This window comes from Streptomyces sp. NPDC004031 (assembly GCF_053604375.1).
Genome location: NZ_JBSGHL010000014.1, coordinates 1 through 16,302, shown reverse-complemented (window position 1 = coordinate 16,302; position 16,302 = coordinate 1). Strand labels below are relative to the sequence as shown.

Here is a 16,302-nt window from a genome sequence, read left to right as displayed (position 1 = left end):
GTTCACCGTATGAACGCCAATGCCTTTGCGGCGCGGTGACCAGGCCCGTACCCCACCCCGAGGGGTGGCCCCTCTACGCCACCCGGCCCACGTCCCCCGTCCGCGCTGCCGCGCGGAGCGCCCCGCAGGGGCGCGGGGTCTGCGCCTGCCGCGCGGGGCAGCCCGTTTTTTAGGGGCGCGGGGAACTGCGCGCTCAGCCCCCACCGGGGCGCGGGTAGTCAACCGACCCAAAGGGGCAGCTCGGTCCGATCCGGACCACCGGCCGGTGGGGGCGGGCCGCGCAGTTCCCCGCGCCCCTAAAAACGGGTGCCCGGCGGCGCCGCCGCAGCCCGGAAAAACGGGTGCCCGGCGGTGCGGGCGCAGCCCTGAAACGGGGCGCCCCGCGGCGCAGGCGCGAGGTCGTGGCGTTGCTAGGCGGCGAGGAGCGTGGCGAGGGCGCGGTGGGACTCAAGGAGCCGACGGCGGTCATACGTGCTGGTCGTCACGAGGAATTCGTCGGCCGCCGAGCGGGTGAGGAGGGCGGTGAGGGCGGCGGCCACCTCGTCCGGGGGGCCGGCGACGTGGCCGGTGAGGGCGGCGCCGAAGTGCTCCCGCTGCGCGGGGCTCATCGCGCGGGACTCCACCGCTTCCGGCGGGGGCAGCGGGGGGAAGGCGCCGTGCGTGCGGGAGTACGCGGTGGACCAGGCCTCGGGCAGGAGAAGGCGCCGGGCCTCCTCCGGGGTGTCGGCGACCGCGACCGTGCCGGAGAGGGTGACGTGCGGGGCGGCGGCCCAGCGCGACGGCCGGAAGCCGGCGCGGTAGGCCTCGACCGCCCGCAGCATCGCGTCCTCGCCGCGCACCGCGCCGATGACGAGCGGCAGCCCGAGCCGCGCGGCCAGGTCCGCGCCGCTGCCGGTGGCCAGCAGGAAGGGCGCGGGCCGCAGGCCCTCCGCGGGCCACGCGTGCACCCCGGGGTAGGCGGGCTGCTCGCCGGTGAACCATCCGAGCAGTTCGGCGACCTGCGCGTCGAAGTCCTCGGCCGCGTCCTTGCCGTGGCCGAGGGCCCGCCGTACGCCGCCGGTGAAGCCCACGGAGCGGCCGAGGCCCATGTCGATCCGCCCCGGGTGGAGCGCTTCGAGCACGCCGAACTGCTCGGCGACCACCAGCGGCCGGTGGTTGGGGAGCATCACCCCGCCGGTGCCCACCCGGATCCGGGAGGTCGCCGCGGCGACGGCGGCGGCCAGCACGGTGGGCGCGGAGCCCGCGACGCCGGGCACGGAGTGGTGCTCGGAGACCCAGAAGCGGTGGTAGCCCAGCGCTTCGGCCTCCCGGGCCAGCGCCACCGTGTCCCGCAGTGCCTGCGGGCCGTCCGCGCCCTCCCGGACCCGGGAGCGGTCCAGTATCGAGAAGGGCGTGTCGCGCAGTACGGAACTCACTCTCCTTCCAACGCTCACCCCGGCCGGGCATTCCCGGGGCGAGGGGAGCGCGGCGGCGGTGCCGGATGCGCCCTTGTGGCGCGCCCGGGGCGGGCCTACTCTGTGCCCGCCCGGCAATTCGGGCGTATGGCAGCCCGGTGTCACGGTGCCGGGCCGGTCCGGAGAGGACGCCTTCCATGGCCTTACGCGGACGCCACCGCCGCTACCGCCCGAGCCGGGTCTCGCAGGCCTCGCTGACCGTCACCGCGGGCGGTGCCGGCCTGGCGCTGCCGCTCATCGGCATGAGCACGGCCCACGCCGAGTCCACCGGGGTGTGGGACAAGGTCGCCAACTGCGAATCCTCCGGGAACTGGCACGTCAACACCGGGAACGGCTACTACGGCGGGCTCCAGTTCACGTCCTCCACCTGGAAGTCCTTCGGCGGCGGCGCGTACGCCCCGCGCGCCGACCTGGCCACCAGGAACGAGCAGATAGCCGTGGCCGAGCGGGTGCTGCGCAGCCAGGGCCCCGGTGCCTGGCCGGTGTGCTCCCGGCGTGCCGGGCTCACCCGCGAGGTGGCCACCGCCTCGCACACCGTGCACGTACCCGCGTCGAAGACGCGTCCCGTGACGGCGCACACCACGGCGCACACCCCGAAGGCGCCCGCGAAGGCGCAGCCGAAGAAGACGGTGAAGAAGCCCGCCGCGGTGCCGGGGAAGTCCACCGGGCAGGAGCACTACACGGTCGTGCACGGCGACACCCTCTCCGGGATCGCCGCCGACCAGCACGTCAAGGGCGGCTGGCCGCGCCTGTACGCCGACAACCGCGGCGTCGTCGGCGACAACCCCGACCTCATCCTCCCCGGCCAGCGGCTCGCCCTGGACGCCCCGCCCGCGAAGCCGCGGCCCGCGGCGAAACCGGCCGCGAGGCCCACCGTGAAACCCGCGGCCAAACCGGCAGCCAAACCGGCAGCCAAGCCCGCCGCGAAGCCCGCGGCCAAGCCCGCCGCCAAACCGGCCGCGAAGCCCGCGCAGAAGAAGACCGTCGAGACCGCCGCCGTCCGGCACACCACCGGCTGGGCGCTGCCGGTGCACGCCGCGCTCGGCACCGGCTACGAGGCGTCCGGCAGCCACTGGGCCAGCGGCCACCACACCGGCCAGGACTTCCTGGTCCCGACCGGCACCGCCGTGCACGCGGTGGCCTCGGGCAAGGTCGTCAGCGCCGGGTGGGGCGGCTCGTACGGCTACCAGGTGGTCATCCGGCACCCGGACGGGCACTACAGCCAGTACGGCCACCTGTCGCAGATCTCCGTCAAGGTCGGCCAGCAGGTCACCGAGGGCCAGCGCATCGCCCGTTCCGGCTCCACCGGCAACGCCACCGGCCCGCACCTGCACTTCGAGATCCGCACCGGCCCGGTGTACGGCGACGACATCGACCCGCTGCACTTCCTGCGCGCCCACGGGGTGAAGGTCTGACCGGCGCCCCGGGCCGCCGCGCGGGCGGACCGGGACGCCGTACCGAGCCGACCCCCCGGGGTCAGGGGCGCTTGGTGGGGACGTTCTCGTAGACCTTCAGCGGGTCGGTCTCCGCGACCGGGGCGAGGACCGACTCGATGCGCTCCATCACCTCGGCGTCCAGCTTCACGCCTGCCGCCTTCGCGTTCTCGCCCACCTGCTCGGGGCGCGAGGCGCCCACGATCGCGGCCGAGACGTTCTTGTTCTGGAGCACCCACGCGACCGCGAGCTGCGCCAGGCTCAGGCCCGCCTCCGCCGCGACGGGCTTCAGCTCCTGCACCCGGGCGAGCACGTCGTCGCGCATCCAGCGGCCGATCATGTTGGCGCCGCCCTTGTCGTCGGTGGCGCGCGAACCGGCCGGGGGCTGCTCGCCCGGCACGTACTTGCCGGTGAGGACGCCCTGGGCGATCGGGGAGAAGACGACCTGGCCGATGCCCAGCTCCTCCGACGTCGGCACGACCTCGCCCTCGATGACCCGCCACAGCGCCGAGTACTGCGGCTGGTTGGACACCAGCGGGATCCGCAGCTCGCGCGCCAGCGCGTGGGCGCGGCGGATCTGGTCGGCGGTCCACTCCGACACGCCGATGTAGTGCGCCTTGCCGGAGTGCACGACGTCGGCGAAGGCCTCCATCGTCTCCTCCAGCGGGGTGAAGCGGTCGTACCGGTGCGCCTGGTAGAGGTCGACGTAGTCGGTCTGCAGACGGCTCAGGGAGTTGTCGATGGACTCCATGATGTGCTTGCGGGACAGGCCGCGGTCGTTGTGGCCGGGGCCGGTGGGCCAGAAGACCTTGGTGAAGATCTCCAGGCCCTCGCGCCGCTCGCCCTTCAGCGCGCGGCCGAGGACGGACTCCGCGCGGGTGCCCGCGTAGACGTCCGCGGTGTCGAAGGTGGTGATGCCGACGTCCAGGGCCGCGCGCACGCACGCGGTGGCGGCGTCCTCCTCCACCTGGGAGCCGTGGGTGAGCCAGTTGCCGTAAGCGATCTCGCTGATGATCAGGCCGCTGCGGCCGAGGTGACGGTATTCCATGGTCAACGACCTTAATCCGCCTCCCCGCCGCCGGTGAAGGCGGCCGCACCGGACCTTCCGCGCTCAGCGGGCGCGGGTGGGGGAGACCAGCAGGAAGGGCTCGCCCTCGCGCGTGCGGTGCTCGGTGCACTGCCAGCCGTACCGGCCGAGCAGTCCGGCGCAGCGGGCGAGCGCCCGTATCGCCGCCGTCCCGTCCGCGGCGCCGCGCCAGGCGACCCGCGGCTCGCCGTCCCGCTCACCGGCGGCCGTCACGGCGTAACCCGGGGAGCCGGGCCGGGCGGGAGGGCAGCCGGCGGCCTCCAGGGCGAGGGCGACGGCGTGCACCGGACGCTCCCGCTCCCAGGGCGCGGGCGCGCCGGTCGCCCCGTCGAGCAGCAGCGACCTGATCCGCAGCAGGCCCTCCCACGCGGTCGCCACCTCGGCGGCGCGGCGCGGGCCGCCGGGCGGGCCCGTCCCCGTACCGTCGTCGGCCGCGAAGGTGTCGGCGGCGGGTGCGGGGCGGCCGGGCGGCGGGACGTCGGGCCGGGGCGCCGTCAGGCCGGCGCGCAGCCGCAGGCCCTCCGGTGTGAGGTAGTAGCCGTGGTGGCCGCTGCGTCCGTGGCGGACGGCGAGCCCGTGGGCGGCCAGTGCGGCGCACACGTCGGCGCGCGCGGCCAGCCGCCCGGTCACCGGGTCGGATCCGGTGAGCGCGCGGCGCTGCGCCGCGGTCAGCGTGCCCTTCATGCGCCTTTCCTCCCGTCCCGTCGCATCCTTTCCCGCACCGTACCGCGGGCCACCGACAGCGCCCCCGGCAGCGGCGGCGGTCCCCCGCCCGCGGCAAGGGTCACGCGCGCGCTGCCAGTTGGTGCGCGGGGCGTAACAAACGCGCGGTCGCCGGGAGCCGGGCGGGCGCCGAGGTCACAATTGCCGGGTCGGTTGCAGACGTACCGGTCCTCGGGGCCGGTCTCGGGGGAACGGGATCACCACATGAACACGAAGACGGCCAGAACCGGTCCGGCGCGCCGGGGCCTGCGCGGCGCCCTCCTGGGGGCCGCGGCGGTCGCCGCGCTGCTGACGGTCACCGCCTGCCAGGGCGACGACGACGCCGCGGGCCCGTCGAGCCCGGCGTCGACCGGCACGGGCACACCGCGGGCCACGGCGACCACCGCCGACTCCGGCACCGGCACCGGGACCGCCAAAGCCACGCCCAGCGAGCAGGTCGGGGACACCGGCGAGACCAGCGGCGGCAACGGCACGAAGTACAAGGACTGCCAGGTCACCGAGCTGAACACCGCGGTCGAGCTCAAGGACCCGTCGGGGGACACCCCGCGGCACTTCCTGCTGACCGTCACCAACGGCACCAGGACCCCGTGCGTCCTCAACGAGTCCCCGCAGGTGCGGCTCGGGGCCGGCAACGACGCCGACATCGTGCGGACGCTGGGCGAGCAGAACACCGAGCCGCTGGTCGTCCCGGGCGGCGGCAAGGCGTACGCCGGGCTGTACGTCTTCGGCGCCGACGAGGGCGGCGAGGCGGAGTACGACCGGTCCGACCGCTTCACCGCCACCCTGGTCTCCGGCGACGGCACCGAGCTCAACGGCACCCTCATCTTCGACCTGCCCGACGGCCTCGACTCCGTCTCCTACGACGACGCGGCGCGCCTGTACGGCTGGGCGCTCACCGAGGGCATGGCGATGCGCCCGGTCACCCAGATCTGACCCCGCGTGCGGCGCCCGGCCCTTCCCGGCCGGGCGCCGCACGTTGTGAAAAGCCGGGGAATCGCGGGGAACGCCCCGCCCCGTCCACGGCCCGCGCATTCCGCCCGCCTAGGATCGTGGGATGGATCTCCGATGGCCGCGGCGCAGGCGGTGGTTGGCCGGCGCGGGGGCGCTCGCGGTGCTCGTGGCGGGCGGTGCGGCGGTCGGTACCGCCGCGGCGGACGGCGGCGGGCCCGCGGTGCACCGCTCGGACGCGATGCTCACCGGCGCGGGCGGCGTACGCCTGGACACCTCCTACTTCACCGCGGGCGGCGGCGGCCGCAGACCCGCGGTGCTGCTCGGCCACGGCTTCGGCGGCAGCAAGGACGAGGTGCGCGGCCAGGCCGAGTCGCTGGCCCGGCACGGCTACGCGGTCCTGACGTGGTCGGCGCGCGGCTTCGGCGCGTCCGGCGGGCAGATCGGCCTCAACGCGCGGGACGGCGAGGTCGCCGACGTCAGCCGGCTCGTCGACTGGCTCGCCGCCCGCCCCGAGGTCCGGCTCGACGCGCCCGGCGACCCCCGGGTCGGCGTCACGGGCGTGTCGTACGGCGGCGCGGTGTCGCTGCTGGCCGCCGGGTACGACCACCGGATCGACGCGATCGCGCCCCGCGAGACGTACTGGAACCTCGCCGACGCGCTCTTCCCGGACGGCGTCTACAAGAAGCTCTGGGCCGGCATCTTCTTCTCCTCCGGTGCCACCCAGCTGCCCGGCGTCGGCACGGGCGGGCAGCAGGGGAAGGCCCCGACGGCGGCCGAGGCTCGGGCGCCGGCGACCGCGGCCGCCGCGAGCGACCCGGTGTGCGGCCGCTTCACACCGCAGATCTGCGCCCTCTACCAGCGTGTCGCGCAGGCCGGCCGCCCCGACGCGGCGGCCACCGCGCAGCTCACGGCGCTCAGCCCCGTCGCGGTCGCGTCCCGGATCAAGGTGCCCGCGCTCATCGTGCAGGGCCAGACCGACTCGCTCTTCACGCTCGCGCAGTCCGACGCGGCGGCCGCCGCGCTGCGGGCGGGCGGCGCGCCCGTGGCCGTCGACTGGATCGCGGGCGGGCACGACGGCGGCGACACCGAGGACGCCCGGATCGACCGCCGGGTCACCGCGTGGTTCGACCGCTACCTCAAGGGCGACAAGGGCGCGGACACCGGCCCGGCCTTCCGCGTCACCCGCACCGGAGGCCTGAACTCCACCGACGGCAGTGTGGTGCTGCGCGGCGCCACGGCCGGCTCCTACCCGGGCCTGGAGGGCACCTCGGCCCCCCGGTTCACCCTGACCGGCGGCCCGCAGCGGGTCCTCAGCCCCGCGGGCGGCTCGCCGCCGGCGATCTCCGCGGTGCCCGGCGCCGGTGCGCTCAGCTCCCTGTCGTCGCTGGGCGCGAGCCTGTCGACCGACATGCCGGGGCAGTTCGCGAGCTTCGACTCCGCGCGGCTGCCCGCCCACACCCATCTGACCGGCGCGCCCACCGTGACCCTGCGGGTGACCACGAAGGCCCCCGACGTGGTGCTCTTCGGCAAGCTCTACGACGTCACGCCGGGCGGCAAGCAGACGCTGCCCGCCGGGCTCGCCGCGCCCGTACGGGTCGCCGGGGCGCCGGGCGGCAGCCTGGTGACGCTGCAACTGCCCGCCGTGGACCACGACTTCGCCGCCGGTCACCGGCTGCGGCTGGTGGTGGCCACGACCGACCTGGGGTACGCCTCGCCCGCGGCCGCCGCGTCGGTGACGGTGGCGCTGGCCGGGCCGCAGCTGACCGTGCCGGTCGACACCGAGCTGTCCGACGCCGCCGGGCCGCTGCCCTGGTGGACGTGGGCGCTGCCGCCGGCCGCGCTGCTCGCCGCCGCGGCGCTGCTGGTGACCGGGCGGCGCCGGGTGCGGCCGCGCCCCGCCGATCCCGCGCTCGCGGCGGTCCCGCTCCAGATCACCGGGCTGAGCAAGCGCTACGCGAAGTCCGCCGACCGCTACGCGGTGCGCGACCTGTCCTTCCGGGTCGAGCCCGGACAGGTGCTCGGGCTGCTCGGGCCGAACGGCGCGGGCAAGACCACCACGCTGCGCATGCTGATGGGCCTGATCCACCCGGACGAGGGCGAGATCCGGGTCTTCGGCGAGGCGGTGCGGCCGGGCGCGCCGGTGCTGTCGCGGCTCGGCGCCTTCGTCGAGGGGGCCGGCTTCCTGCCGCACCTGACCGGCCGCGCCAACCTGGATCTGTACTGGCAGGCCACCGGCCGCCCGCCGGGCGACGCGCACATGGCCGAGGCGCTGCGGATCGCGGGCCTCGGCGACGCGCTGGAGCGCGCGGTGCGCACCTATTCGCAGGGCATGCGGCAGCGGCTCGCCATCGCCCAGGCCATGCTGGGCCTGCCGGATCTGCTGATCCTCGACGAGCCGACCAACGGCCTGGACCCGCCGCAGATCCGCGAGATGCGCGAGGTGATGATCCGCTACGCGGCCGGCGGGCGCACCGTCATCGTCTCCAGCCACCTGCTGGCCGAGGTCGAGCAGAGCTGTACGCACCTGGTGGTGATGGACCGCGGCCGGCTGGTCACGTCGGGGCCCGTCGCCGAGATCGTCGGCTCGGCGGACACCGTGCTGGTCGGCGTGGACGGCGAGATGCCGCAGGACGTCGTCGACAAGGTCGCGGGGCTGCCCGGGGTGGCCACCGCGGTACGCGCCGAGGACGGCGTGCTCGCGGTGCTGGACGGGCTGACGTCGGCGCAGTTCGTGGCCGAACTCGTCCGGCTGGACGTGCCGGTGGCCCGGGTCGGGCCGCACCGCCGGCTGGAGGACGCCTTCCTGACCCTGATCGGAGGCTCGGCATGAGCGCCGCCCCGCCCGCACCCGTACCCGCTCCCGCGCCGCCGCCCGCCGCGGTGCCGCGGCGGGACACCGCCGAGGGCTACCGGCCCGGCCGTACGCTGCGGCTGCGCGTCGAGGCCCGGCGGCAGCTGCGCCGGCGGCGCACGATGGTGGTGTTCGGGCTGCTGGCCGCGCTGCCCTTCGTCCTGATCATCGCCTTCGCGATCGGCGGCACCCCCAAGGAGGGCCGCAACGGGCCGACGCTGATCGACACCGCGACGGCCTCGGGCGGCAACTTCGCGGCGACGTGCCTGTTCGTGTCGGCCGGTTTCGTGCTGGTGGTGCCGGTCGCGCTGTTCTGCGGCGACACCGTCGCCTCGGAGGCGGGCTGGTCGAGCCTGCGCTACCTGCTGGCCGCGCCCGTGCCGCGGACCCGGCTGCTGGGCGTGAAGTTCACCGTCGCGCTCGGCTTCAGCGCGGCGGCCGTCGTGCTGCTGCCCGCGGTGGCGCTCGCCGCGGGCACGGTCGCGTACGGCTGGGGCGATCTGGAGCTGCCCACCGGCGGGGCGCTCGCGGCGGGTGACGCGCTGCCGCGGGCGGCGATCGCGGTGGCGTACATCTTCGTGAGCGAACTGGTCACCGCGGCACTGGCGTTCTGGCTGTCGACGAGGACCGACGCGCCGCTCGGCGCGGTGGGCGGCGCGGTCGGGCTGACGATCGTCGGCAACGTGCTGGACGCGGTGACCGCGCTGGGCTCGTGGCGGGACGTGCTGCCCGCGCACTGGCAGTTCTCCTGGGCCGACGCGCTCCAGCCGGACCTGGAGTGGGGTTCCATGCTGCAGGGCATGTCGGTGTCGGTCTCGTACGCCGTGGTGCTGACCGCGCTGGCGTTCCGGGGCTTTCGCACCAAGGACATCGTGTCCTGACGGCGCGTCCGGCGCCCGTCCGCCCGACATACCGTCATGCCCTGGTCAAGGCCCGGCAAAAGGAGGGCCATCCGGGTAAAGCGAGCTGCGGGAATCCGGGAGGCACTCTTGTCCTGGGCATGATCTCTCCGATGTGATCAGTCATCCGTCTCGTGCGGTCGTCCTCCACCCAGGGAGAGTCCATGCGCAGATTCCGCCCGCGCTCCGCAGCGGTCGCCGCGGCCGGGGCCACCGCCCTCACCGCCGCCGTGCTGACCGCCGCTCCGGCCGGCGGTGCCACCGCCTCCGCGCCCGCCGCCCACGGGCCCGCCGCCAGGGCGGTGCCCGCGGTCACCGGTCACCGGCTGGTGCACGGCGTCAGCAGCCCGCTGACGCTGGCGCAGTGCCAGGCGCAGTGGGGCATCAACTGCTACACCCCGCTGCAGTACCGCCAGGCGTACGACCTCAACCCGCTCTACCGGGCGGGCGTCACGGGCAAGGGCCGCACGATCGTGATCGTCGACTCGTTCGGCTCGCCGACGATCCAGCACGACCTGGACGTCTACAGCGCCCAGTTCGGCATCAAGAGCAGCAAGGTGCAGGTCGTCAAGTGGGGCGACGTGCCGCCGTTCGACCCGACCAACCCCGACCACACCGGCTGGGCCGGCGAGTCCACGCTGGACGTCGAGATGGCGCACGCCGTCGCGCCCGACGCGAAGATCGTGCTGGTCGAGACGGGTGTCGCCGAGACCGAGGGCGTCGTCGGCCTGCCGGAGATGATGGATGCCGAGAAGTACCTGATCGACCACAACGTGGGCGACGTCATCACCCAGAGCTTCGGGGCGACCGAGAACACCTTCCCCGGCTTCGACAAGGGCGACTTCTCCAGCATCCAGGGCCTGCGCTACGCCTTCCAGGACGCGGCCCGGCACGGTGTGACGGTGCTCGCCTCCTCCGGAGACGACGGCGCGACCGACGCGGTCGAGGACGGCTCGGGCGACTACCCGTACCAGGTCAACTCCTGGCCCTCGGCCGACCCGCTGGTCACCTCCATCGGCGGCACCCAGCTGCACCTGGACGCGGCGGGCGCCCGCACCGCGCCGGACAGCGTGTACAACGACTACGGGGCGGGCGGCGGCGGGCAGTCGCACGTCTTCGCCCGGCCGTCGTACCAGAACGGCGTCAAGAACACGGTCGGGGCGCGGCGCGGCACCCCGGACATCTCGATGGCCGCGGCCGTGGACGGCGGCGCCTGGGTCTACTCCAGCTACGACCCGACGGCGACCGGCTGGGACGTCTACGGCGGCACGAGCGAGGCGAGCCCGCTGTTCTCCGGCATCGTGGCGCTGGCCGACCAGTACGGCGGGCACCGGGTGGGCGACATCCACCAGGCGCTGTACGCGCTCGCCAAGGGCAACCCGAAGTTCACCGGCGTCGTGGACGTCGCGGACGGGACGAACAACACCTACGGCGGGGTTCCCGGCTACACCGCGGTGAAGGGCTACGACATGGCCACCGGTGTCGGCTCGGTCGACGCCCTGCGGTTCGTGCCCGCACTGGCGCTCACCAGCTGGGGCCGCTGACCCGCGGCCCGCACGATCAGCCGAGGTCACCGCCGCGTCCGGGCGTCCGGGCGCGGCGGTGACCGCTGTCCGGGGGCTGCCGGAAAGGCCGTGAACGCCGGAATTCCGCACCCGGGTGGTCCAACTCCATTATCTGTTAGGACTCTTGACAGTCGAGTGGTCTGGACCAACAGTATTGGTCCAGACCAGCAGGCCGCCGTCTGCTGATCCCCCCACCTGGAAGGAGCGCGGTCCATGACCGGACCCGTCCGCAGAGGGCGAGCACGCGCACTGCTCACCGGACTCGCCACCGCAGCCGCCACCGCAGGGCTGGCCCTGACCGGCGGCGGCGCCGCCCACGCGGCCACCCCGCTGCCCCAGCACCTCTCGGCGCCGTACTTCGAGGCCTGGAACGGCGACAGCCTCTCCGGCCTGGCCGCCGCGTCGGGCAACAAGTACCTGACGATGGCCTTCATCCAGACCCCGTCGGTCGGCTCCTGCACGCCGTACTGGAACGGCGACAGCTCGATGCCGATCAGCCAGGCCAACTTCGGTGCCGACATCGACACCATCCAGGCCGGCGGCGGCGACGTCATCCCGTCCTTCGGCGGCTTCACGGCCGACAACACCGGCACCGAGATCGCCGACAGCTGCACCGACGTCGCCTCGATCGCCGCGGCCTACGAGAAGGTCGTCAGCACCTACGACATCAGCCGGCTGGACATGGACATCGAGGACAACTCGCTGACCAAGGCCGCCGGTATCGACCGCCGCAACAAGGCGCTCAAGATGACGCAGGACTGGGCCGCCGCCAACGGGCGCACCCTGCAGATCTCCTACACCCTGCCGACCACCACCCACGGCCTGACGACCGGCACCGCCGGCGACGGCTCGGGCCTGTCGGTCATCAAGAACGCCATCTCCAACGGCGTGAACGTCGACGTCGTCAACCTCATGACGTTCGACTACTACGACAACGCCACCCACGAGATGGCGAACGACACCCAGACCGCCACCCAGGGCCTGCACGACCAGCTGGCCAAGCTCTACACGTCGAAGACCGACGCGCAGATCTGGAACATGGTCGGCATCATCGAGATGCCCGGCATCGACGACTTCGGCGCCGCCGAGACGTTCACCACCGCCGACGCCACCCAGGTCTACAACTGGGCGGTCAGCAAGGGCGTCAACACGCTGTCCTTCTGGGCGCTCCAGCGCGACAACGGCGGCTGCCCCGGCCAGGGCGGCTCCGACACCTGCTCCGGCATCGCGCAGAGCACCTGGCAGTTCAGCCACACCTTCGCGGCGTTCAACAGCGGCGGCACCACCACACCGCCGACCAACGACTTCTCGGTGTCGCTGTCCCCGGCCTCCGCGACCGTCGCGGCGGGCGGCTCCACCACCTCCAGTGTGCACACCGCCGTCACCGCGGGCGCCGCGCAGTCGGTGAACCTGAGCGTGAGCGGCGCGCCGGCCGGCGTCACCGCCTCGGTCAGCCCCGGCTCGGTCACCGCGGGCGGCAACGCGACGCTGAACGTGTCCACGACCGCCGCCGCCGTCTCCGGCACCTACACCCTCACCATCACGGGCACCGCCTCCGGCGCCGCGCACAACGCGACGTTCACGCTGACCGTCACCGGCGGCACGACCGCCTGCACCGCGGCCCCGTGGACCAGCTCGGCGGTCTACGTCGGCGGCAACACCGTCTCCCACAACGGCCACACCTGGAAGGCCAAGTGGTGGACGACGGGCGAGGAGCCCGGCACCACCGGTGAGTGGGGCGTGTGGCAGGACCTCGGCGCCTGCTGACGTAGCGGACCGTGACGTAGCGGACTGGCCTGTCCCGCAGCACGGCGGCCGGACCTCCCCGGATTCGGGGTCCGGCCGCCGATCCTCTAGAGTCGCCACCGGACGTCTACGCATGTGTAGTCGTCACCAGCGGGCCGGCTGATCACCGGCGGACCAGGGGACAGGACCACCACCCACATGAGTGCCATCGGCGTCGGCCAGGCCGTCATTCTCGGAGTCGTGGAAGGAGTGACCGAGTTCCTGCCGGTCTCCTCCACCGGGCATCTGAAGATGGCCGAGGGCCTGATGAACATCAAGGTCGACGACAAGTCCGTCGTCGCCTTCACCGCGGTGATCCAGGTCGGCGCCATCGCCGCGGTGTTCGTGTACTTCTTCAAGGACATCATGCGGTTCGTCTCCGCGTGGCTGCGCGGGCTGACGAACCGCAACGAGCGGGACAACCACGACTACAAGTTCACCTGGTGGGTGATCTACTCCACGATCCCGATCGTGATCGTCGGGCTGGCGGCCAAGTCGCTCATCGACGGCCCGCTGGGATCGCTGTGGGTCGTCGCCCTGTCGCTGATCGTCGGCAGCCTGGTGATGTGGGCCGCCGAGCAGATGGCCCGGTTCAAGCGCGGCGAGGACGAGGTCACCATAAAGGACGCGATGTACGTCGGTACGTCGCAGATCCTGGCGCTGCTCTTCCCCGGCTTCTCCCGCTCGGGCGCGACCATCTCCACCGCGCTGATCCGCGACCTGGACCGGATGGCGGCCACCCGGCTGTCGTTCTTCCTCGGCCTGCCCGCGCTCACCGGCGCCGGTCTGTACGAGCTCAAGGACGCCACCGGCGGCGGGGTGAGCGCGAGCGCGCTCGCGGTCGGCACGCTGGTGTCGTTCGTCGTCGCCTACGCCTCCATCGCATGGCTGCTGCGGTTCGTGGCGCGGCACTCGTTCAACTCGTTCGTGATCTACCGGATCGTCATCGGCTTCGTCCTCATCGGGCTGCTGGCGACCGGCACCCTCGACAGCTGACGCACGCCGGGCCGCCCGGAAGGGCAGCTCACAGGGCCGGACCGGAAGGTCCGGCCCTCTGTCGCCCCGCATAATTCACGACTTATTTTTTGATGTGTATTGACGCGCCGACAGGTGCGCCCCTAGCGTCCACTCCGCATCGCGACCCCACAACGCGACCGAGGAGAGACGTGTGACCCAGGTTTCCACCGGGCCCGGCACGCACATCCGCCCCCGCCCCCACCGCAGACGAACCGCAGCCCTCGTGGCCGCCCTGCTCCTCCCGGCCGGTGCCGGGCTCGCCCTGGCCGCCGCGCCCGGCGCGGCAGCCGCGACCATCCCCGCCGCACCGGCCTCGGTGACCAACGTCGGCAGCGGCAAGTGCGTGGACGCCCGCGCCGCCGCCACCGCCAACGGCACCGCCGTCCAGCAGTACACGTGCAACGGCAGCGGCGCCCAGCAGTGGCAGTTCACCGCCACCGACAGCGGCTACTACCGCGTCGGCGCCGGCTCCGCCGCGAACCAGGTGTGGGACGTCACCGACGTGTCCACCGCCGACAGCGCGAAGACCCAGCTGTGGCTGTACGGCGGCGGCGCCAACCAGCAATGGCTGCCGGTCGCCGAGGGCGGCGGCTCCTTCCACTTCGTCAACCGCAACAGCGGCAAGTGCCTGGACGTGCCCGGCGCGTCCACCGCCGACAGCGTGCAGCTCCAGCAGTACACGTGCAACGGCAGCGCCGCGCAGTCCTTCACCGTCTCCGGCTCGGACGGCGGCACCACCACCCCGCCCACCGGCGGCGACCCGGACCTCGGGCCGAACGTCGTGGTCTTCGACCCGTCGATGTCCGCGTCCTCGATCCAGTCCCGGCTCACCTCGATCTTCAACCAGCAGCAGAGCAACCAGTTCGGCAGCCAGCGCTACGCGGTGCTCTTCAAGCCCGGCACCTACAGCGCGGACGTCAACGTCGGCTTCTACACCCAGGTCGCGGGCCTGGGCCTGAGCCCCGACGACGTGACGATCAACGGCGCCGTGCACGCCGAGGCCGACTGGTTCGGCGGCAACGCCACGCAGAACTTCTGGCGCGACGCCGAGAACATGTCCGTCAACCCCACCGGCGGCAGCGACCGCTGGGCGGTCTCGCAAGCGGCGCCCTACCGGCGCATGCACGTGCGCGGCAACCTGGCGCTGGACGACGGCGGCTGGTCCAGCGGCGGCTTCATCGCCGACACCAAGGTCGACGGCCAGATCCGCTCCGGCTCCCAGCAGCAGTTCCTGACCCGCGACTCGACGATGGGCAGCTGGTCCGGCTCCAACTGGAACATGGTCTTCGTCGGCGACCAGGGCGCCCCCGCCCAGTCCTTCCCGACCTACACGAACGTCGCCTCCTCGCCCACCATCCGCGAGAAGCCGTTCCTGTACGTCGACGGGTCGGGCAAGTACCAGGTCTTCGTGCCCGCGCTGCAGTCCAACGCCTCCGGCACCACCTGGAGCGGCAAGACCCCGCAGGGCCAGTCGCTGCCGCTGGACCAGTTCTACGTCGCCAAGCCCGGCGCGACCGCCGCCGACATGAACGCGGCCCTCGCGGCGGGCAAGAACCTGCTGGTCACCCCGGGCGTCTACCACCTCGACCAGACGCTGAACGTCACCCGTCCGGACACCGTCGTGCTGGGCCTGGGCCTGGCCACCCTGGTGCCGGACAACGGGATCACCGCGGTCAGCACCGCGGACGTCGACGGCATCAAGCTGGCCGGCCTGCTCATCGACGCGGGCACCACCAGCTCGCAGCAGCTGATGCAGATCGGTCCGGCAGGCTCGTCCGCCGCGCACGCGGCCGACCCGGTGAGCCTGTCCGACGTCTTCTTCCGCATCGGCGGCGCGACCGTCGGCAAGGCCGTCAACTCCCTGGTGATCAACAGCAGCAACACGATCATCGACCACACCTGGATCTGGCGCGCCGACCACGGCAACGGCGGCACCGTCGGCTGGGGCACCAACACCGCCGACACCGGACTGATCGTCAACGGCGCGAACGTCACGGCGTACGGCCTGTTCGTCGAGCACTTCCAGAAGACGCAGGTCGTCTGGAACGGCAACGGCGGGCGGACGTACTTCTTCCAGAACGAGATGCCCTACGACCCGCCCAACCAGGCCTCCTGGATGAACGGTTCGTCCCAGGGCTACCCCGCCTACAAGGTCGCCCCGTCGGTCACCAGCCACGAGGCGTGGGGGCTGGGCAGCTACTGCTACTTCAGCGCCAACCCCTCGGTGGTCTCCGCCAACGCCTTCCAGGTGCCCGACACCTCCGGCGTGCGCTTCCACGACATGGTGACCGTCTCGCTGGGCGGCACCGGCACCATCAGCCATGTCATCAACAGCACCGGGGCCGCCGTCAACAGCGGCCACCAGGTGACCGACCTGACCAGCTACCCGTAACACCCCCCGCCCCCCGGGGCGAACGGTGACGAAAGGGCCGGCCGGTCCGGCCGCACCGTTCTCCGGCGTTGATGACCGCTCAACCTGAACGCACAGGTCAGCGCATCCGGCGCGGTGGATGCGAGTGGTGACGGCACCAACTGCC

General features: G+C 73.3%; 11 protein-coding genes. 8 read left to right on the top strand and 3 right to left on the bottom strand.

The genetic code is table 11. The annotated features are described in order from the left end of the window. Positions 1 to 410: 410 nt before the first annotated feature. A complete protein-coding gene (locus tag ACWERV_RS11455) occupies positions 411 to 1,415 on the bottom strand; it encodes an LLM class flavin-dependent oxidoreductase (RefSeq protein WP_452931616.1) in 1,005 nt (334 codons plus the stop codon). A 176-nt stretch (positions 1,416 to 1,591) separates the two neighbouring features. Between ACWERV_RS11455 and ACWERV_RS11450 the strand changes: the two genes are divergently transcribed. After that, entirely contained in the window at positions 1,592 to 2,869 is a 1,278-nt protein-coding gene (locus tag ACWERV_RS11450) for a transglycosylase family protein (RefSeq protein ID WP_452931613.1), read from the top strand. Positions 2,870 to 2,930: 61 nt separating this feature from the next. On the opposite strand, the gene ACWERV_RS11445 is transcribed toward ACWERV_RS11450, so the two are convergent. Next, entirely contained in the window at positions 2,931 to 3,935 is a 1,005-nt protein-coding gene (locus ACWERV_RS11445) for an aldo/keto reductase family protein (RefSeq protein ID WP_398180088.1), read from the bottom strand. Positions 3,936 to 3,998: 63 nt separating this feature from the next. Further along, on the bottom strand, positions 3,999 to 4,658 hold the full coding sequence (locus ACWERV_RS11440) for a hypothetical protein (RefSeq protein WP_452931610.1): 660 nt from the start codon (positions 4,656 to 4,658) through the stop codon (positions 3,999 to 4,001). 243 nt (positions 4,659 to 4,901) lie between these two features. Between ACWERV_RS11440 and ACWERV_RS11435 the strand changes: the two genes are divergently transcribed. The 7 genes from ACWERV_RS11435 to ACWERV_RS11405 all read left to right on the top strand — a co-directional run bounded on the left by ACWERV_RS11435 (position 4,902) and on the right by ACWERV_RS11405 (position 16,157). After that, positions 4,902 to 5,630 (top strand): DUF4232 domain-containing protein, encoded by a 729-nt coding sequence (locus ACWERV_RS11435; RefSeq protein ID WP_452931608.1) that lies wholly within the window; start codon positions 4,902 to 4,904, stop codon positions 5,628 to 5,630. A 121-nt stretch (positions 5,631 to 5,751) separates the two neighbouring features. Beyond that, positions 5,752 to 8,478, top strand: a complete 2,727-nt coding sequence (locus tag ACWERV_RS11430) for an alpha/beta fold hydrolase (protein WP_452931605.1) — start codon at positions 5,752 to 5,754, stop codon at positions 8,476 to 8,478. After that, positions 8,475 to 9,380 (top strand): ABC transporter permease, encoded by a 906-nt coding sequence (locus ACWERV_RS11425; RefSeq protein ID WP_398180076.1) that lies wholly within the window; start codon positions 8,475 to 8,477, stop codon positions 9,378 to 9,380. Before ACWERV_RS11430 ends, ACWERV_RS11425 begins: the two co-directional genes overlap by 4 nt. A gap of 182 nt (positions 9,381 to 9,562) precedes the next feature. Beyond that, on the top strand, positions 9,563 to 10,942 hold the full coding sequence (locus ACWERV_RS11420; protein ID WP_452931602.1) for a S53 family peptidase: 1,380 nt from the start codon (positions 9,563 to 9,565) through the stop codon (positions 10,940 to 10,942). 234 nt (positions 10,943 to 11,176) lie between these two features. Next, a complete protein-coding gene (locus ACWERV_RS11415) occupies positions 11,177 to 12,730 on the top strand; it encodes a glycosyl hydrolase family 18 protein (RefSeq protein WP_452931599.1) in 1,554 nt (517 codons plus the stop codon). Between the two features lie 177 nt (positions 12,731 to 12,907). Then, complete coding sequence (locus ACWERV_RS11410) at positions 12,908 to 13,744, top strand: undecaprenyl-diphosphate phosphatase (protein WP_452931596.1); 837 nt, start codon at positions 12,908 to 12,910, stop codon at positions 13,742 to 13,744. A gap of 172 nt (positions 13,745 to 13,916) precedes the next feature. Next, positions 13,917 to 16,157: an RICIN domain-containing protein gene (locus ACWERV_RS11405; protein WP_452931593.1), complete on the top strand. Its 2,241-nt coding sequence runs from the start codon at positions 13,917 to 13,919 to the stop codon at positions 16,155 to 16,157. Positions 16,158 to 16,302 lie beyond the last annotated feature (145 nt).